The 18,492-nt window shown below is 33.0% G+C and carries 18 protein-coding genes; 14 read left to right on the top strand and 4 right to left on the bottom strand.

All coding sequences use genetic code 11. The features are described from left to right. Positions 1-203: 203 nt before the first annotated feature. Genes GQR98_RS05570 through GQR98_RS05560 form a run of 3 tightly spaced genes read right to left on the bottom strand, consistent with a single transcriptional unit; the run spans position 204 to position 2,717 of the window. Positions 204-1,337, bottom strand: coding sequence for an ATP-binding protein (locus GQR98_RS05570; protein ID WP_159018640.1), 1,134 nt, complete (start codon positions 1,335-1,337; stop codon positions 204-206). A 1-nt stretch (position 1,338) separates the two neighbouring features. Beyond that, positions 1,339-1,968, bottom strand: a complete 630-nt coding sequence (locus tag GQR98_RS05565) for a hypothetical protein (RefSeq protein WP_233268084.1) — start codon at positions 1,966-1,968, stop codon at positions 1,339-1,341. Further along, positions 1,965-2,717 (bottom strand): SDR family NAD(P)-dependent oxidoreductase, encoded by a 753-nt coding sequence (locus GQR98_RS05560; protein ID WP_159018639.1) that lies wholly within the window; start codon positions 2,715-2,717, stop codon positions 1,965-1,967. The genes GQR98_RS05565 and GQR98_RS05560 overlap by 4 nt, the downstream gene beginning before the upstream one ends. Positions 2,718-2,990: 273 nt before the next feature. Here GQR98_RS05560 and GQR98_RS05555 point away from each other — a divergent pair, with 273 nt between their 5' ends. The 12 genes from GQR98_RS05555 to GQR98_RS05500 all read left to right on the top strand — a co-directional run bounded on the left by GQR98_RS05555 (position 2,991) and on the right by GQR98_RS05500 (position 15,848). Further along, positions 2,991-3,992 carry an AAA family ATPase gene (locus GQR98_RS05555; protein WP_159018638.1) on the top strand — a complete coding sequence of 334 codons (1,002 nt, stop codon included), beginning with the start codon at positions 2,991-2,993 and terminating at the stop codon, positions 3,990-3,992. Positions 3,993-4,091: 99 nt separating this feature from the next. Then, entirely contained in the window at positions 4,092-4,958 is an 867-nt protein-coding gene (locus GQR98_RS05550; protein ID WP_074936765.1) for a DUF58 domain-containing protein, read from the top strand. Positions 4,959-5,037: 79 nt separating this feature from the next. Continuing rightward, the gene (locus GQR98_RS05545) at positions 5,038-6,675 is read left to right on the top strand and encodes a BatD family protein (RefSeq protein ID WP_159021096.1); all 1,638 of its coding nucleotides are present in this window, start codon (positions 5,038-5,040) and stop codon (positions 6,673-6,675) included. Next, positions 6,675-7,682: a vWA domain-containing protein gene (locus GQR98_RS05540; RefSeq protein WP_159018637.1), complete on the top strand. Its 1,008-nt coding sequence runs from the start codon at positions 6,675-6,677 to the stop codon at positions 7,680-7,682. The genes GQR98_RS05545 and GQR98_RS05540 overlap by 1 nt, the downstream gene beginning before the upstream one ends. Positions 7,683-7,771: 89 nt before the next feature. Further along, positions 7,772-8,809: a vWA domain-containing protein gene (locus tag GQR98_RS05535; RefSeq protein ID WP_042496050.1), complete on the top strand. Its 1,038-nt coding sequence runs from the start codon at positions 7,772-7,774 to the stop codon at positions 8,807-8,809. A 55-nt stretch (positions 8,810-8,864) separates the two neighbouring features. Further along, a complete protein-coding gene (locus GQR98_RS05530; RefSeq protein ID WP_159018636.1) occupies positions 8,865-9,725 on the top strand; it encodes a tetratricopeptide repeat protein in 861 nt (286 codons plus the stop codon). Between the two features lie 65 nt (positions 9,726-9,790). After that, entirely contained in the window at positions 9,791-11,557 is a 1,767-nt protein-coding gene (locus GQR98_RS05525) for a BatD family protein (RefSeq protein WP_159018635.1), read from the top strand. A gap of 1 nt (position 11,558) precedes the next feature. Next, entirely contained in the window at positions 11,559-12,317 is a 759-nt protein-coding gene (locus GQR98_RS05520) for a tetratricopeptide repeat protein (RefSeq protein WP_159018634.1), read from the top strand. Positions 12,318-12,382: 65 nt separating this feature from the next. Continuing rightward, complete coding sequence (locus GQR98_RS05515; RefSeq protein ID WP_159018633.1) at positions 12,383-12,679, top strand: hypothetical protein; 297 nt, start codon at positions 12,383-12,385, stop codon at positions 12,677-12,679. Positions 12,680-12,780: 101 nt separating this feature from the next. Next, a complete protein-coding gene (locus GQR98_RS05510; protein ID WP_159021095.1) occupies positions 12,781-14,373 on the top strand; it encodes a SulP family inorganic anion transporter in 1,593 nt (530 codons plus the stop codon). A gap of 11 nt (positions 14,374-14,384) precedes the next feature. Continuing rightward, complete coding sequence (locus GQR98_RS05505) at positions 14,385-15,200, top strand: universal stress protein (protein WP_159018632.1); 816 nt, start codon at positions 14,385-14,387, stop codon at positions 15,198-15,200. A gap of 21 nt (positions 15,201-15,221) precedes the next feature. Then, positions 15,222-15,848, top strand: coding sequence for a carbonic anhydrase family protein (locus GQR98_RS05500; RefSeq protein WP_159018631.1), 627 nt, complete (start codon positions 15,222-15,224; stop codon positions 15,846-15,848). 5 nt (positions 15,849-15,853) lie between these two features. Here the strand turns inward: GQR98_RS05500 and GQR98_RS19125 are convergent, their stop codons facing one another. Next, positions 15,854-15,901 carry a hypothetical protein gene (locus GQR98_RS19125; RefSeq protein ID WP_227805568.1) on the bottom strand — a complete coding sequence of 16 codons (48 nt, stop codon included), beginning with the start codon at positions 15,899-15,901 and terminating at the stop codon, positions 15,854-15,856. Between GQR98_RS19125 and GQR98_RS05495 the strand changes: the two genes are divergently transcribed. Both GQR98_RS05495 and GQR98_RS05490 read left to right on the top strand, forming a co-directional pair. Further along, positions 15,888-16,535, top strand: a complete 648-nt coding sequence (locus GQR98_RS05495; protein ID WP_233268106.1) for a DUF2490 domain-containing protein — start codon at positions 15,888-15,890, stop codon at positions 16,533-16,535. The genes GQR98_RS19125 and GQR98_RS05495 overlap by 14 nt on opposite strands. Positions 16,536-16,606: 71 nt before the next feature. Next, positions 16,607-18,469 (top strand): SulP family inorganic anion transporter, encoded by a 1,863-nt coding sequence (locus GQR98_RS05490; RefSeq protein WP_159018629.1) that lies wholly within the window; start codon positions 16,607-16,609, stop codon positions 18,467-18,469. Positions 18,470-18,492: the final 23 nt, after the last annotated feature.

The following is an 18,492-nucleotide window of genomic DNA, read 5'->3' as shown; positions in this document are numbered from 1 at the left end:
TTTATTTGTTGAAAAGTATTTTTGTTGTTAAAAAACAGGAGGTTATATTTCTTTTTTTTGCAAAAAAAAACCTTGAACTGTGTTTAATAAATTAAAAACAGAATCAAGGTTTATATCTTAAAAAGATTAATAGCATTACAAAAATAGCATTATTTTTTGAAGTAAATGAGTTTCTAGGTTAATATATGGTTAAGAACTTTGATTTAACTGTATTTAATTTTTCTTAAAACCCTTATCGTTTCTTTATATAAGGTATAGATTTCTCCGTTATAGATTTTTAAATAAGGCTTGGCTTCGTTGAGTTTGTCTATTGCTTCATGAAATAGATTTAAATAGCAGATTAAGTAAGTTACAGGTAAGTTTTTTAGATCGGTTTCTTCTGCTTTTGTTAATAGGTTTCCTTTTTTTAGTTTTTCTAAGATGGCATTGTTGGTGTTGTAAATATGGTGTAAAATCTTTTTATCGTACTGAGGAGGTTCAAAAAGAAGTTTTGTTTCAATGCTATAACTGGCGTTATTTTCAAATTTAATAATGGTTTCTTCTAAAGGGTAGTATTTGTTAGAGTTTTGAAACCCAAGATTAACGTATTCTATAATCTCGAAGGCATCTTCGGTTATGTTTATAGAGACTTCATCTAATGCTGAAAAAAACAAGAGCACTTGTTCGTTTATAAGCTTAATATCAACTCGGGAGTAGTAAATTTGATCTTTTGTTGTTTTTTTTTGTCCGGCCCAACACATTACAAAATACTCTTTAAATACTTTATATTGTGGATTGTAATCTATACGTTTTTTCATGAAGTCGAAAACGCCGTCGAGTGTGTGTTCTATATTGTTTTGAGCGTTTTTTTCGATAGCCTCAACAATTTTAGAATTCACATCTTGAATATCCGTATCGAAAACTTTAGGCATGCTTATGCTTCCATCTCTAAAAAATACAGAGCCTCCGTAATATTTCCATACGTTTTTTCGTAAAGAGGTTAATTTCCCTGTTGGTCTAATAGTTACTAAGCCAACAACTTTATGGTCTGATAAGTGTGGAAAAGGAATGTTTTCGTATTGTACTATTGGAGGGTTTGTTAAATAGGCATTTATTAAATTCTGAATTTTACTATCATCAAAAAAGTCAACACCTATAATTTGATTGTCTTCATCTTCAACCCCTATAACTATGTACGAGTTGTTTTTTGGGTTACTGTTTGATAAAGCACAAACGTGTTTTAAAAATTTCGCTTTTCCTTCTTTGTGTCCAATATCAATTTTTCGCTTTTTATCATAAAAACTGTTCTCGTCATTGTGAGCTAGTAGATGTTTTATGAGAAGGCGTTTATTTATCATTTTATAGTAGTTCTATTTCTTTCAAAATATTTTTTCTGGCCTGAGTTTCAAATTTAGATTGATAGGGGTGTGTGAAAAATAACGTTTCGCGCTCTAAGAAGTTTTGTAGCACTTGTTTTCTTCCTTTATTGTAAATAAAGCTAGGATAGACGCGGTACTCTTTCCTGATGTTCTCAGTGTATTTTTGATAGGTTTTCCAGTCGCTTCCTAAAATTGATAAATCGATATCTAATAAGAATGCGTTATCAAAATTTTCACCCAATAAAATTTTATGTTTTTTAGTTGAAATAATTAGCTGTTCAATGTTTTCTAATGTGTTTTGCTCTAAATGTAGCTTTTTAAGTCTTTTTTTAGCTAGAACAGCGCTTTGAACTTCATTGTCTTGTTTGTTTGGTTTGTAAATAATATCATGATACCAAATTGCAAATAAAAAAGCGTCGTGATTTTCTATTGCTTCTTTATGTATTTCAGCTTGCTTTAGCATGGCGTCTATATGTGAAAAATTGTGATAATACCTCGCGTTAAGCTCATATTGTGTTTTAATTTCTATCCATAGAGATTCTGCTAAAATATTATCTTTAGTAAATTTTGTTGCTAACTGAAACCATTGATGTTTTAGGGAATCGATCATGACTCTTTATTAACAATAGTGCTACTTGCTTGTGCGGTACAAAACATTAAAATGTCGGCAAGGTTTACGTGTGCAGGTCTAGAAATTGCAAAATAAATTACATCAGCCACATCTTTGGCTTGTAAAGCTTTAAATCCTTTGTAAACATTGTTAGCCGCAGGATCTCCTTTAAACCGTACTTGCGAAAATTCGGTTTCTACCATGCCTGGGTTTACGGCACCAACTTTAATTCCGAATGGATTTAAATCTATGCGCATGCCTTCGGTAATTGCTAAAACGGCATGTTTAGTTGCGCAGTAAACATTTCCGTTGGGGTAAACCTCTTTGCCTGCGGAAGATCCTATGTTTATAATATGTCCAGATTTTCGAGCCGTCATTTGTGGAATAATAGCTTTGCTTACGTAAAGCAGGCCTTTTACGTTTATATCCATCATGGCGTCCCAGTCATCAAGATTTCCTTCGTTTATAGGGTCTAATCCGTGGGCGTTACCAGCATTATTAATTAGTATGTCTATGTTTTTAAAATCTTTGGGTAAGTTTTCAATAGCGTCAATAACACTTTGTTTATTACGAATGTCGAAATTTAAAATGTGTACATCGGTTAAGCGTTCTAGTGCTTTTTGTATCGTGTTTAGGCGTTCTAACCGTCTGCCACAAATTATTAATTTTATGCCATGTTTAGCGAATTCGTAAGCTGTTGCTTCGCCTATACCACTTGTTGCGCCTGTAATTAGGGCTGTTTTAGTCATGCTTATTAATTTATCGTCATTTAATTCTTGTATAAAAATACTTAAAACAATTTTATGATAATAACTTTGATGAAAAATTATAGATATATGTCTATTTCTAAAACGAATTGAAAAATAATTAAGAATTTCTTATCATAATAATAGGTTAAAGTGCGAAAACATTGAATTTACTTTAATTTTTAACCAATTTTTAACAGCATCTCACGAAAAAAATTAACAATTTGCACGACTCAAATAAGGGCTGTATATTAGGCTTTTTAATTAATAAAAATAATGGAAGATACAGGTACAATTGATATTAAGAGCATAAACGAGAAAATCGAAAAAGAAAGTGCTTTTGTTGATTTACTGATGCTAGAAATGAATAAAGTAATTGTGGGCCAGAAACATATGGTCGAGCGTTTACTTATTGGTTTGTTAGGGCAAGGACATATTTTATTAGAAGGTGTTCCAGGATTAGCAAAAACATTAGCTATTAATACCTTGGCACAAGCGGTTGATGGTAGTTTTAGTCGTATTCAGTTTACACCAGATTTATTGCCAGCCGATGTTACGGGTACATTAATTTACAACATGAAAATTAATGATTTCTCGATAAAAAAGGGACCTATTTTTGCAAACTTTGTATTGGCAGATGAGATTAACAGAGCGCCAGCAAAAGTACAATCGGCACTATTAGAAGCTATGCAAGAAAAGCAGGTTACTATTGGTGATGAAACCTTTAAATTAGATAAACCATTTTTAGTTATGGCAACTATGAATCCGGTTGAGCAAGAAGGAACATACCCGTTACCAGAAGCTCAAGTCGATCGTTTTATGCTAAAAACAGTTATAGATTACCCAAAATTAGATGAGGAGCAACTTATTATGCGTTCTAATCTAAAAGGGTCTTGGGAAAAAGTAAACCCTGTAGTTTCTGTAGAGCAAATATTAAGAGCGCAAGCAGCTTCTCGTGAGGTTTACATGGATGAGAAAATTGAAAAATATATATTAGATATTATTTTTGCTACACGTTATCCAGAAAAATATAAGCTTAACGATTTAAAACCACTAATCTCCTTTGGAGCATCGCCACGTGGTAGTATTAACTTAGCAACTGCAGCTAAATGTTACGCTTTTATTAAACGTCGTGGTTATGTAATTCCAGAAGATGTTCGCGCCGTAGTTTACGATGTGTTACGTCACAGAATTGGTATTACTTACGAGGCTGAAGCAGAGAATGTAACCTCGGTAGATATTATTACAAAAATTGTAAACGAAATTGAAGTACCATAAAGAAGTTACCAGTAAATCAATGTTCAGTAGGCAGCTGCTTACTCGAATTCTGATATGTTCTGACCGCTAACTGAAGACTGCACACTGCAAACTGAAAACATGGATACTAAAGAATTACTAAAAAAAGTACGAAAAATTGAGATTAAGACGCGTAGGCTGTCTGATCATATTTTTGGAGGTGAATATCATTCGACTTTCAAGGGGCGTGGTATGACTTTTAGTGAAGTTCGCCAGTACAATTTTGGAGACGATGTTAGAAATATAGATTGGAATGTAACCGCTCGATACAACGAACCTTATGTAAAGGTTTTTGAAGAAGAGCGCGAACTTACCATGATGCTTATGGTTGATGTTTCGGGATCAGAACTTTTTGGAACCGAGAATCAATTTAAAAATGAAGTTGTAACAGAAATTGCAGCAACTTTAGCTTTTTCGGCAACACAGAACAATGATAAAATTGGACTTATTTTATTTTCCGATAAGGTAGAATTATATATTCCGCCTAAAAAAGGGCGTTCGCATGTACTTCGCATTATTCGCGAATTAATAGAGTTTAAGCCAGAAAGTAAACAAACCAATTTAGTAGAAGCTTTAAAGTTCATGCAAAATGTTATGAAGAAGAAAGTAATTGCTTTTGTGCTTTCAGATTTTATTGCAGACGATTACCACCAAACCATGAAAATTGTTGCTAAAAAGCACGATGTTACTGGTATTCGTGTTTACGATAAACGTGAAGAGGATATTCCTAATTTAGGTATTGTACAAATGCAGGATGAAGAAACGGGCGAGCTTATGCTAGTCAATACATCATCTAAAACCGTACGTAAGAATTACAATAAATTCTACCACGAAAAGGCAAAATATTATAAAGAAAGTTTCACCAAATCGGGAGCAGGCGCTATAGATTGCCGTGTTGACGAAAGTTATGTAAAAAAATTATTGGGCTATTTTAAACATAGAGCATAATTAGTATTAGCAGTTAAAAAAAATAAACGTGAGACAAATTACTATACATAATATAGAATTAAATAAACAGGAGTTGGCCATAGGTCGCTCAAAAATTATCGGGAGGCGTGCTGTAATCGCCTTTAGTTTCTTTTTTCTATGTTCTCTATTGTCTTTTTCTCAAGTTACATCGGCAATAGATTCTACATCTATAAAAATTGGCGAACAAATTACGTATCATATTCAAGTTGAAACCGATACTACAAGTTTAGTTGTTTTTCCGGAAGGACAATCGTTTTCTCCTTTAGAAATGATTGAATCTTATGCGGTAGATACTTTAAAAAATAAAGACAAATACAATCTTGTTAAAAAATACGGCTTAACTCAATTCGATTCGGGTTCTTATACTATTCCTAGACAAAAAATAATTATTGGCACAAAAACTTTTTTTACCGATTCGCTTAAGGTTGAGGTTAATAATGTTGTTGTAGATACAACAAAACAAGGGCTTTACGATATAAAACCCATTATTGAAGTTGAAAAATCGGCTAGTAATTGGTGGAAGTATTTATTAATTACACTTTTAATTATTAGTGCAGTAGGCTTTCTTTTGTATTGGTTTATTTGGCGTAAAAAACCACTTTCTGAAGAAGAAAAAATAGCCTTATTACCACCGTACGATCGTGCAAAATTAGCTCTAAAGAATTTAGATGAAAGTCCATATTTAGAACAAGAGAATTTAAAAGATTACTATTCTGAGTTAACCTTTATTATTAGAAAATATTTAGATGAAAAGGTTTACGATCGCGCTTTAGAAAGCACAACCGATGAACTTATTAAACGATTAAACATCCTAAAGGAAGGAAATCAAGTCGATTTAAGTAAGGAAGATATAAAAAACTTAGAAAGCATATTAAAACGTGCCGATTTAGTGAAATTTGCTAAATCTGCGCCGGATATTGAATTGGCAAAAATTGATAGAACTACAATTGATATAGAAATAGATCACGTAAAAGAAGCCTTGCCAGAACCTACAGAAGAAGAAAAGCTTTTAGACGAAAAATATAGAGAAGAACAAGCACGTAAAAAGAAGCGTAATAAAATTATTTTAACCGTAGTTATTGCTGTGTTTTTAATGATTGCAACCTTTGTTGGGTTTTCTTTAAAATATGGTTTTAGTTATGTTAAAGATACCATTATTGGTCACGATAGTATCGAGCTTTTAGAGGGTGATTGGGTAACTAGTGCATACGGTGTGCCTCCAATTAATATTACAACTCCAAAGGTTTTAAAACGTAATACGGTAGAGCTTCCAGAAGAAGCTCAAGCTCAAATGAGTGTTACGAGTTTTAGTTATGGTAGTTTGTTAAACTTCTTTAGTGTAGATGTATCTACAATAATTTTAAAACAAGCCAACCCAGAAGAAGATATTGATTTAGAACAGGCTCAAAATGGTGCTATAAAACAGTTAGAGCAGGCTGGTGTTACCGACATCGCTGTATTAAACGATAAGTTTACAACGCCAAACGGTGCTGAAGGTTTAAAAACTCATGGTACGGCGAGTTTCCCTATTTTAAATTCCGACGAGTTTTATGAAGGTAAATATGTAATTCTTCAATTTTCATCTAAAAATATTTTACAACGTATTTCCATTGTCTGGAATAAAACTGATGAGTATGCCGATAAAATTGTGGAGCGTATTTTAAATTCAGTTGAACTTAAAAAAGCAGAAGAATAATGTTTGAAGGGATCGAGTTTGTAAATAAAGAATTTTTCTGGTTGTTCTTGCTTTTGCCTCTGGCAATTGTATGGTATGCGTTTAAGCGCAACAAGCAAACGGCAGAGTTAAAAATGTCTAGTTTAAAAGGTTTTAAAGTAACTAGTTCTTGGTTAACTAAACTTAAGCCTATTATGTTTGTGTTACGTCTATTGGCTTTAGCGTTGTTAATTATGGCGTTGGCCAGACCGCAAACCGTAGATGTTTCGTCTAAAACAAAAACAACACGTGGTATCGATATTGTAATGGCTATAGATGTTTCGGCTAGTATGTTGGCTAAAGATTTACGTCCAAATAGATTAGATGCCTTAAAAGAAGTTGCTGCAGAATTTATAAAAGGCCGTCCCAACGATAGAATTGGTTTGGTAGAATATGCAGGAGAAAGTTATACCAAAACACCAATTACTAGTGATAAAGCTATTGTATTACGCTCTTTAAAAAGTATTGAGTATAATAATATTATTGAAGGTGGAACCGCTATCGGTATGGGGTTAGCTACATCGGTAAATAGATTAAAAGATAGTAAAGCAAAAAGTAAAGTAATTATTTTACTAACCGATGGTGTTAATAATTCAGGATTTATAGATCCAAAAATTGCTAGCGAATTAGCTATAGAATACGGTATTAAAACTTACACTATTGGTTTAGGTACAAATGGTATGGCATTATCGCCTGTGGCTATCGACCCTAGAACTGGGCAGTTTCAATACGGCAGAATTAAAGTAGAAATAGACGAGACGTTATTAAAAGAAATTGCTACCGCAACTGGTGGAAAATATTTTAGAGCGACAAATAATAAAAAATTAGAAGAAATTTATAGTGAAATCAATAAGCTTGAAAAAACAGATGTTGAAGAGTTTAAATTTTATAATTACGAAGAAAAATATAGACCATTAGTACTTTTAGCAGGGTTCTTGTTGTTGTTAGAATTACTTTTACGTAACACATTATTTAAGAGTTTTGTTTAAAAAGAAGTTAGACGGCAGCAAACTCGATAAACAATTTTAGGTGTCGAGTTTAACTGCGAAATGAATATTGAAAAACTGAAAACTGATACATGTTTCAATTAGAAGAAAAAATATGGTTTTGGACGCTAGCAATTATTCCTGTAATAATTGTGCTGTTTTTGTTACTTCAATTTTGGAGATACCGTACACAAAAAAAGTTTGCCGATAAAGAACTTTTAAAGCGTTTAAGCCCGAATAAATCGTTGTTTAAATCTATTTTAAAAGTGGTGGTTTTAAGTTTGGCTTTTTTGTGTTTAACCATTGCTTTGGTAAACCCAAAAGTGGGTACAAAACTAGAAACGGTAAAACGTGAGGGGGTCGATATTGTTTTTGCAGTCGATGTTTCTAAAAGTATGTTAGCCGAAGATATTGCGCCAAACAGGTTAGAGAAATCTAAACAATTGGTAACGCAAATTATCAATAATTTAGCCAGTGATCGTGTTGGTATTATTGCATACGCAGGTAAAGCATTTCCGCAGTTACCTATAACTACAGATTATGGATCGGCTAAAATGTTTTTAAACAACATGAATACCGATATGTTGTCATCACAAGGAACAGCAATTAACGAAGCCATAAAATTAGCAACCACTTATTTTGATAATGAAGAGCAAACCAATCGTGTTTTAATCATTATTTCAGATGGGGAAGATCATAGTGAAGATGCTTTAGCTTACGCTGAACAAGCTAGTGAACAAGGTATCAAGATATTTACCATTGGTGTTGGTGATTTAAAGGGAGGTCCAATTCCTATTAAAAGAAATGGTATTGTTTTAAATTATAAAAAAGACAATCAAGGTGAAACGGTAATTACACGTTTAAATGAAGATACCTTAAAGAAAATTGCCGAAGAAGCTAATGGTGCTTACATTAACGGGAAAAACACAAATGATGTTGTCGAGCATATTCGTGAGATATTAAACGGTATGGACAAAACAGAGTTTGAGGCCAAACAATTCGCCGATTTTAAAGATCAATTTCAGTGGTTTTTAGGCTTAGGGATTTTCTTATTACTAATAGATGTTTTCTTGTTAGAAAGAAAAACAGGTTGGTTGAAAAAATTGAATTTATTTAATGAGAATTTATAGTTTCATTAACAACAAAAAAATCTGAGTTTTTTATCTTAGATAGAAGAATTTAAAAATGAAATACTTAGCAACACTTATAGTTTTATTGGTAAGTCTGTCTTCTTTTTCTCAAGAAGAAGAAAAGGCACAGTTATTAGCGCTTAAAAAAGCCAACGATTTTGTTTACGAAGGGAATAACTTAGTGAATGAGGACGATTATGTTTTAGCCGAAATGGAATATAGAAAAGCTATTTCAGAAAACCCAAAAAGTATTGCAGGCGCTTATAATTTAGGTAATGCCTATTATACAAAAGGAAGTTTTGATGAGGCTGTATTTCGTTTAGAACAGGCTGCTACAACAGCAACATCAAAATCTGAAAAACATAAAGCATTCCATAACATAGGAACTATTTTAATGAAAGGTAAAAAATGTAAAGAAGCTGTTGAAGCTTTTAAAAGTGCGTTAAGAAATAATCCTGCAGATGATGAAACACGTTACAACTTAGGCTTGGCTAAAGAATGCGCTAAGGAGCAGCAAAATCAGGAAGACCAAAATCAGGACGATAAAAAAGATAAAAACGAAGATCAAAAGGACGAGAAGGATAATAAAGACAATAAAGAAGATAAGGAAAATAAAGATAAAGGCGACGACGAGAACAAAGACGATAAGAAGGACGAAGGCGATAAAGACAAGAAAGAAGGCGATGATAAAAAAGACGATGAGGGCAAGCCTAAAGATGAAAAGGAAGATAAAGGCAAAGATGGTGATCAAGATAAAAAAGAGCAACAACAGCCAAAACCGCAGCCAGGGCAAATGTCTCCACAGCAAATAAAAAACTTGCTGGAAGCCATGAATAATCAAGAGCAAGCTGTTCAAGAAAAAATGAATGCCGAAAAAGTAAAGGGTGTTAAGGTTAAAACCGATAAGGATTGGTAGTTTAGCAGTCCGTTTTCAGTAGTCTAAAGTATTTTAAAATTCGGAAAGATTTTTAAGTTTAAAACATGAAATTAGTAAAACACATATCCATAATATTTTTCATACTAATTACAAGTATGGCTTCTGCTCAGGTTAAATTTGAAGCTAAGGTCAGTAAGAAATCATTGGGGTTAAACGAGCGTTTACGTATCGATTTTGAAATGAATAAGGATGGCGATAATTTTACACCGCCCGATTTTTCAAACTTTAATGTTAGTGGGCCCAACCAATCCGTAAGTAACTCCTGGATTAATGGTGTGCGTACTTATAAAAAAACATACACATACTTTTTAACGCCAAAAAGCCGAGGTAATTTCACGGTTTCTCAAGCTACTATTGTTATAGATGGTACGGTGTACAAAACGGTTCCTGTAAAAGTTACAGTTACCGCAGCTGTAGATAAACCTAAGGACCCGAACGATCCAAACTTTATTGCTTCAGAAAACATTCATTTAGTTGCCGAAATATCTAAAACCAATCCGTACTTAAATGAAGCTATTTCTGTAGTTTATAAGCTTTATGTCTCACCTAATATCGCTGTAGATAACTGGAACGAAATAGACAGTCCAAGATATAACGATTTTTGGAGCCAGAACATTAATACACAAGGACAAAAAGTTCAAAACGGAACTTATAAAGGTGAAGATTATCGCTATTTAGTGCTTCGTAAAACAGTGCTATATCCGCAAAAAACGGGTGAACTAAATATAGAGCCGCTTACCTTAAACCTTTCTATGCGTGTGCCAACCAATCGTCGTGATATTTTTGGTGGCTCTATAATGACGCGTGTTAGCAAAGTAGTATCAGCAGGTAACCAGACTATTTCTGTTAAGCCATTGCCAGAACAAGGTAAGCCAGCAGATTTTACAGGTGCCGTTGGTAGCTTTAGTTTCGATGTAACGAGTTCTAAACAAGTGCTAGATGCTTCAGAATCACTTCAAATAAAAGTTGGGGTAAAAGGTAACGGAAATTTAAAACTATTTAAGTTGCCTAAGCTGTCATTACCAAGTTCTTTAGAAGTTTATGAGCCAGAACATGCCGAGAATGTTAAAACAAATTCTGCGGGTATGCAAGGTGATATTTCCGATAGTTATACCGTAGTGCCTCAGTATAAGGGTAAATATCCAATACCGAGTATTTCTTTTTCTTATTTCGATTTAAAAACCAAGTCGTACAAAAGATTAAATTCAGATGAAATTATAATCGATGTTCAAAATGGTCCGTTAAATAATGTAAATACTAGCGAGACTAACACTGCTAGTAATAAACAAGCTGTGGTTTTAAATAACGACCAATTTGCTTTCATAAAAACTAAAACTAATTTTACGAGTATTACACCAAACTATTTTTTTAAAACCAATTTATTTTGGAACTTGTTATTACTGCCGTTTCTGTTGATTCCAATTGCAATTATTTTCCGTAATAAAAAAGCAAGTCGTGATGCTGATGTGTATGGAAACCGCATTAGAAAAGCTGATAAACTTGCTAAGAAATATTTAAGTAATGCTAAAAAATCTTTAGGTCAAAAAGAAGCCTTTTATATCGCTTTAGAGAAAGCATTGCATAATTATTTAAAAGCAAAATTACACATAGAAACCAACGAATTAAGTAAGGATAAAATTGAAGAATTACTCTTGAAGAAGGAAGTAGATGCTGAGGTAATAAAAGATTTTAAAGGAATTTTAGAGAGTTGTGAGTTAGCACGTTATACTCCAATCGATATTGTTACAATGCAAGTCGATTATGATAAAGCAGCTAAAACTATTTCGTTAATTGATAAACAAGCGCGTTAACATGAAGAAGTTACTATACATACTTTCGTTTTTGTTCAGTTTTGGATTATTTGCACAAAGCGATGCGCTTTTTAAGCAAGGTAATACCTTGTATAATGAAGGTAAATACGCGGAGGCTATTCAGAAATATGATGCTATTTTAAATACTAAAAAACATTCTGCCGATTTGTATTATAATCTTGCAAACGCGCATTACAAGCTTAATAATATTGCGCCAAGCATATTCTATTATGAAAAAGCATTGCAGTTAGCTCCAAATGATAAAGACATTAAAAATAACTTAGCCTTTGCTAAAAACATGACGGTAGATGCCATAGGTGTGGTGCCGGAGGTTGGTTTCTCTAAGTTGTTTAAAAGCATAACGCACAGCATGAGTTTTGATGACTGGGCTAAAACAGCAGTAGTACTAGTCTTTCTTTTTGTAATACTGTTTTTAATCTATTATTTCGCTTATTCTACAGTTCGTAAGCGTTTAACTTTTATTGGTAGTGTATTATCACTCATCTTGTTATTTGTAAGTTTAGCGTTTGCTTTTCAAAAGTATGCTTTAGATAAAAAAGATAAGCCTGCCATAGTTTTTGCTCAAGAAACTCAGGTTAAAAGTGAGCCTAATTTGCGTAGTGAAGAATCTTTTAGACTTCATGAAGGTACTAAAGTTCAGGTTATAGATTCTGTTGATAAATGGAGTAAAGTAAAGCTGTCTGATGGTAAAACGGGATGGCTTGCATCTGGTGACATTAAAACATTAACAGCATTTTAATACAGTGTTTTTTATCACCGTAAAAATTAAATAGTATATTAGCGGTTGATAAAATTTAAAAATTAATGTCGAGAAACCTAGTTTCTATATTCTTTTTATTTGCGTTTGTGGTGTTTTTATCGACGCCAACCATAATTGCTATGGTTGATGATTCGGTAGATATATCGTTGTTTTTCTCTATGGCAGAGGAAGAAGAAAATGGGCATCCAAAAAGTAAAAACGTACAAGACATTATACTAGAAAAACAAGATCACGAAGATTTTATTAGCTTAGCTGAAGAAGCAATTCATTTAAGTTATTATGTTAAAAATTACTCGAAACCGTATCTTAATTTAATTTCTCCTCCCCCAAAATTCGCTTAATAATTTATTAGTTATTGAATCGTTGTATTCAATTTCATTCGATTATTAAAAAATTATTAAAATTGCTGAAGACTAACGCTTCGGCCAAAGTGAATTTGTCTATGTTTAAAAATATTAAGAGCGACTTACCTGCGAGTATAGTTGTGTTTTTCGTTGCATTACCATTATGTTTAGGTATTGCATTAGCTAGTGGTGCGCCACTATTTTCAGGAGTTATTGCCGGTGTTGTCGGTGGTGTTGTTGTTGGTGCTTTAAGTGGGTCTAAACTTGGAGTTAGTGGGCCAGCTGCCGGATTAGCTGCTATTGTATTAACTGCAATTGGCACCTTAGGTGGTTACGAAAACTTTTTGGTTGCAGTTGTTTTAGGTGGTGTTATCCAAATTATTTTCAGCATTTTAAAAGCTGGAGTTATTGGGTATTATTTTCCTTCTTCAGTAATAAAAGGGATGTTAACTGGTATTGGTATTATTATTATCTTAAAACAAATACCACACTTTTTTGGTTACGATGCCGAGTTAGAAGGTGCCGATAGTTTTGTTGAAAGTTCTGGTGAAAATACGTTTTCAGCAATATTAAATATTACCGATCATATTATTTTAGGGTCTCTAGTTATTGGTTTAATTGGTTTAGGAATTATTCTTTTTTGGGATAAGGTACTTGCTAAAAAAGCTAAAATATTTCAAGTAATCCAAGGGCCATTAGTGGCTGTTGTTTTAGGTATTGTTTATTTTGCGGTAACGCAAGATCACGAAACGTTAGGTATTGCGCCATCACACTTAGTGAGTGTGCCAATTCCAGAAGATTTTTCTTCTTTCCTTAGTCAATTTAGTTTTCCGAATTTTGCAGCAATTACAAATCCAGATGTATGGATTGTAGCTTTTACTATAGCTTTAGTAGCTAGTTTAGAAACGTTGTTAAGTGTTGAGGCTACCGATAAATTAGATCCGCATAAAAACGTAACACCTACAAATCGCGAATTATTAGCACAAGGTACGGGTAATATTATTGTTGGTTTAATTGGTGGTTTGCCAGTTACACAGGTAATTGTACGTAGTTCTGCAAATATTCAATCTGGTGGTATGTCTAAATTATCGACTATTATTCACGGTTTTTTATTGTTAATATCAGTAGTGGTTATCCCAAAATTACTAAACATGATTCCGTTGTCTGTGTTAGCAGCAATTTTATTAGTTGTAGGTTATAAATTAGCTAAGCCTAGTTTGTTTGTTAAAATGCATAAAATGGGTTGGAAACAATCTATTCCTTTTACAGTTACTGTTTTAGGTATTGTATTTATCGATTTACTTTGGGGTATTGGTTTAGGGTTAGCTGTAGGTATTGTAGTTATTCTTTTAAAGAGTTACCAGAATTCGCATTTCCTTCATATTGAAGATAATAGTAATGGAAAACATAAAATTAAAATGACCTTAGCGGAAGAAGTTACTTTTTTCAATAAAGGAGCCATTTTAAAAGAATTAGATAGCTTACCTATTGATACTTATTTAGAAATTAACTTAATAAAAACAAGGTACCTAGATAATGATATTATTGAAATTTTAGAAGATTTCTTGCTAAAGGCTGAGGAAAGAAACATCGATATTAAACTTGTCTCTAAACGTGGTGTAGTAGAAAACCCATCAAGTTTTATTAAGTTTTTTAACGAAAGAGAAAAGTCTAACCTAAGTTTAAGCTAAATCAAATCACTATGAAAAATAAGAAATTTAAAATCTTAGTGCTTTCAGATTTAAAAAAGGATACAAACAGCACGATTATAAGTGCTGTTAGTTTATCAAAAATGATAAATGCTGAGGTAGATTTATTTCATGTAAAAAAGCCAACCGATGTTATTGCTAGCGACAGTCAGTTATCGGCTATGCGTACATTAAATCAGGAACAGAACCAATCTCGAAATAAAATTAAAGAAACCATAGCGCCTTTAAATAAGGCGTATAATGTTAATATTACTTCTAATTTTGGAATTGGTAACATAAAAGCGGAAATTGAAGCTTATATAAAAGCAACAAAGCCAGATGTTATTGTTCTAGGTAAAAGAAGTTCTAAAGTAATTAGCTTGATAGGAGATAATATTACCGATTTTGTGCTAAAAATGCACGAAGGGCCTGTATTAATTACTTCTAATAAAAACGAGATTGCTCCAGAAACCGAATTACAAATTGGTTTGTTGAACGGGAAGTCTCAAGTTTTTAATCAAGCCTTTTCGGAAGATGTACTTGCGAATACAACCAAACCATTAAAGTCCTTTAATTTGGTAGACAGCAAAGACGTTGCAGACGATAAAAATGCTGTAAATAAAGCTATTGATTATGTGTTTGAAAAAAATGATAACACCATTAACAAATTAGCCGATTATTTAGAAAAAAACCATGTAAATTTATTGTTTGTAAATCGTGCCGATAAAGCAGATGCTGCAGCAAATGATAAGTCCGAAATTAAAAACTTAATTAACAATGTTAACGTGTCGCTATTTATAACGGGTAGTACACAAAAATTAGCTGTTTAAAAAAATAAATAATAAAATATTATGAAAGCACATACAAGAGAAACACAAGCGACATTAACGCCAGATAAAGCCATTGCATTTTTAAAAGAAGGAAACGAAAGATTTCAAGGGAATTTAAAAGCAAATAGAAACCTTCTAGAGCAAGTAAATGATACCAGTGAAGGGCAATTCCCTTTTGCTACAATTTTAAGCTGTATTGATTCTAGAGTATCTGCAGAGTTAGTTTTCGATCAAGGTTTAGGTGATGTTTTTAGTGTGCGTATTGCTGGTAACTTTGTAAATGAAGATATTTTAGGAAGCATGGAGTTTGCTTGTAAACTTGCTGGTACTAAATTAATTGTAGTGTTAGGCCATACAAGTTGTGGTGCTATTAAAGGTGCTTGTGATGGTGCTGAAATGGGTAACTTAACTAAATTAATTGAAAAAATAACTCCAGCGGTAAATGCCGTTTCAGAGCCTAAAGATGAAGGTTTAAGAAATTCTAAAAATTTAGATTTTGTTGATAGTGTATCTAAAAAGAATGTTGAATTAACAATCGATAGAATTCACGCAGAAAGCCCAATACTTACCGAAATGGAAAAGAATGGAGAAATAAAAATTGTTGGTGCTATGTATGATATAAATACAGGAGCAGTTAATTTTTATTAAAACTTTTAAGTATAAAAATACATGAAGAAGAAGTTGAATATGGCAGCATTAATTTTGGTATTAATGCTGCCTTTATTTTCTCAGGCCCAAGAGAGCGATTTAGGGAATTGGCTTATTTACATAGGTAACAAAAAACTAAATAGTAAATGGAACATTCACAACGAGGTACAATACAGAAACTATAATGCTGTTGGCGATTTAGAACAGTTGTTGTTACGTACTGGTTTGGGGTATAATATTAATGAGAAAAACAATGTTTTGTTAGGTTATGGATATATCCTATCAGAAAATTATGTTGGAGACACAGACGAAAAAGTATCGGTAAACGAGCATCGTATTTTTCAACAGTTTACTACAAAACAAAGTATTGGTAAGGTTGGTTTAAGCCATCGTTATCGTTTTGAACAACGTTTTGTGGAAGCTGATTTTAAAATGCGTTTTCGCTATTTTTTAGGTATCAAAATACCACTTCAGTATAAGGAAGATGGTAGCAGTCCATTATACCTATCTGCTTACAACGAAATCTTTTTAAATACCGAATCTTCGGTGTTCGATAGAAATCGTGTTTATGGTGGTTTAGGTTATACCTTTTCTAAACAATTACGTTTAGAATTGGGGTATATGAATCAGTTTTTCGAAACCTCTGGTAGGGATCAAATTAATGTCATTGCTTTTGTTAATTTCTAATAAAATGTGAGTTTAATTTTTTAAATCGTTAAAAATTTAAGCTAACTTAGGGAAAAGTTTAAAATTAGTATATGAAGAATTTATTTTCAAATATAAAAGGCGATGCCTTTGGTGGAATTACCGCGGGAATTGTAGCACTGCCATTAGCTTTAGCTTTTGGAGTCTCTTCTGGTTTAGGACCGGAAGCTGGATTATATGGTGCTATATTTATCAGTTTTTTTGCAGCATTATTTGGAGGTACTAGTACGCAAATTTCTGGTCCAACAGCACCAATGACAGCCGTAAGTATGGTTGTTATTGCAGGTATTGTAGCTGCGAATGATGGTAGTGTGGAAAAAGCACTACCTGCTATTTTAACCGTTTTTATGTTAGCTGGCTTAATGCAAGTTGGTCTAGGTCTTTTAGGTCTAGGAAAATATATTAGATATATTCCATATCCGGTAGTTTCAGGGTTCATGACGGCTATTGGTGTTATTATTCTATTAACACAAATTTTACCATCTATTGGGTATTATCCAAAGGAAGATGTTGAGTTTGTAGAACAATTTAAACCACTCGCAGAAGAGGTTATACTAGAAAATATTTTAAAAGAAGAAGCTGGCGAAGGCATACTAGTTCTTGAAAACTTTAAAGAAACTATTAGCCAAGCAGCCAAAATTACTCCAGAACAAATATTAAATGAGTCTCAAACTTTAGCAGCCAAAGAAGCTTCTGGGACGGTTGGAGCTCTTAAAGTATTGCCACGAGCATTACAAAACATTAATTGGCTAGAACTTGTTTTAGCACTTGCCACCATATTTATAATTTATGGATTTAAGCGAATTACTAAAGCGGTACCAAGCACATTAGTGGCACTAGTTGTAGTATCAGGAATCGCTTATGGATTTAACTTAGGTTACCGACCTATTTCTGAAATACCAGGAGGAATTCCTATTCCGCATCTAGAAATGTTCACCAGTTTCAGCCTTGGTAAAATTACACCATACATATTCACAGCACTTACTTTGGCGCTTCTAGGAGCTATCGATTCACTTTTAACAAGTGTAGTGGCAGATAATATGACAAAAACCAAACACAAGCCAAATAAGGAATTAATTGGTCAGGGAATTGGTAATACTATCGCCTCTATTTTTGGAGGTATTCCTGGTGCAGGTGCAACCATTCGTACTGTTGTAAATATTAATGCAGGTGGAAAAACTAAACTATCAGGAATGATTGCGGGTATTATGCTATTAGTAATTATGCTCGCTTTAGGGCCTGTAGCATCAAAAATTCCAGCAGCTGTGTTAGCAGGTATTTTAGTAACTGTTGGTATTGGAGTTATGGATTACAAAGGTTTAAAAGCCATTCCTAGCTTACCACGTGATATTAAAATCGGACCAATAAAACTAAGTTCAGAAGTGCTTATTATGCTTGTTGTTCTATTATTATCCACTTTTTGGGATTTAATTTATGCTGTAGGTATTGGTTTAATTATCGCATCATTAATGTTCATGAAAAAAATTGGAGACTTAACAGCAGAGCGTTCTGATGTGAAATCTTTAAAAGAAGAAACTTGGACAGACGAAGTTGGTTTTCCAGAAAATTTAAAAGAAGAAGTTTTTATCAAACACCTTAAGGGGCCTTTGTTCTTTGGGTCTACAAGCGATTTTCAGGCATTGACATTGCAAATTCCGAATACAGCAAAAACCGTTATTTTAAGGCTGGGTCGCATGCAATATATGGATCAGACGGGGTTATATGCTATGGAAGATATGCTTCAGGAACTTAAAAAAAACAATGTTGAAGTGCTGTTTGTAGGCTTGTTAAAACAGCCACGATACATGATGGAACGTATTGATATTATTCCAGATTTTATTCCAAATGAACATATTTTTAAAGATTTTAAATCTTGTTTACAGTGGGTTAAAAATAATATAAAAGATAGCATTTAAGCTGTTTTTGCTTACGCTGAAAT

This window comes from Algibacter sp. L3A6 (assembly GCF_009796825.1).
Taxonomy (GTDB): Bacteria; Bacteroidota; Bacteroidia; order Flavobacteriales; family Flavobacteriaceae; genus Algibacter.
This window is presented reverse-complemented; position numbering and strand designations above follow the sequence as displayed.

Coding starts and splice junctions, on each gene's coding strand:
- GQR98_RS05525 (WP_159018635.1), top strand. CDS start 9,791: ATGAAATTAGTAAAACACATATCCATAATATTTTTCATACTAATTACA.
- GQR98_RS05560 (WP_159018639.1), bottom strand. CDS start 2,717: ATGACTAAAACAGCCCTAATTACAGGCGCAACAAGTGGTATAGGCGAA.
- GQR98_RS05490 (WP_159018629.1), top strand. CDS start 16,607: ATGAAGAATTTATTTTCAAATATAAAAGGCGATGCCTTTGGTGGAATT.
- GQR98_RS05555 (WP_159018638.1), top strand. CDS start 2,991: ATGGAAGATACAGGTACAATTGATATTAAGAGCATAAACGAGAAAATC.
- GQR98_RS05515 (WP_159018633.1), top strand. CDS start 12,383: ATGTCGAGAAACCTAGTTTCTATATTCTTTTTATTTGCGTTTGTGGTG.
- GQR98_RS05500 (WP_159018631.1), top strand. CDS start 15,222: ATGAAAGCACATACAAGAGAAACACAAGCGACATTAACGCCAGATAAA.
- GQR98_RS05530 (WP_159018636.1), top strand. CDS start 8,865: ATGAAATACTTAGCAACACTTATAGTTTTATTGGTAAGTCTGTCTTCT.
- GQR98_RS05495 (WP_233268106.1), top strand. CDS start 15,888: ATGGCAGCATTAATTTTGGTATTAATGCTGCCTTTATTTTCTCAGGCC.
- GQR98_RS05565 (WP_233268084.1), bottom strand. CDS start 1,968: ATGATCGATTCCCTAAAACATCAATGGTTTCAGTTAGCAACAAAATTT.
- GQR98_RS05535 (WP_042496050.1), top strand. CDS start 7,772: ATGTTTCAATTAGAAGAAAAAATATGGTTTTGGACGCTAGCAATTATT.
- GQR98_RS05505 (WP_159018632.1), top strand. CDS start 14,385: ATGAAAAATAAGAAATTTAAAATCTTAGTGCTTTCAGATTTAAAAAAG.
- GQR98_RS05510 (WP_159021095.1), top strand. CDS start 12,781: ATGTTTAAAAATATTAAGAGCGACTTACCTGCGAGTATAGTTGTGTTT.
- GQR98_RS05570 (WP_159018640.1), bottom strand. CDS start 1,337: ATGATAAATAAACGCCTTCTCATAAAACATCTACTAGCTCACAATGAC.
- GQR98_RS05550 (WP_074936765.1), top strand. CDS start 4,092: ATGGATACTAAAGAATTACTAAAAAAAGTACGAAAAATTGAGATTAAG.
- GQR98_RS05540 (WP_159018637.1), top strand. CDS start 6,675: ATGTTTGAAGGGATCGAGTTTGTAAATAAAGAATTTTTCTGGTTGTTC.
- GQR98_RS05520 (WP_159018634.1), top strand. CDS start 11,559: ATGAAGAAGTTACTATACATACTTTCGTTTTTGTTCAGTTTTGGATTA.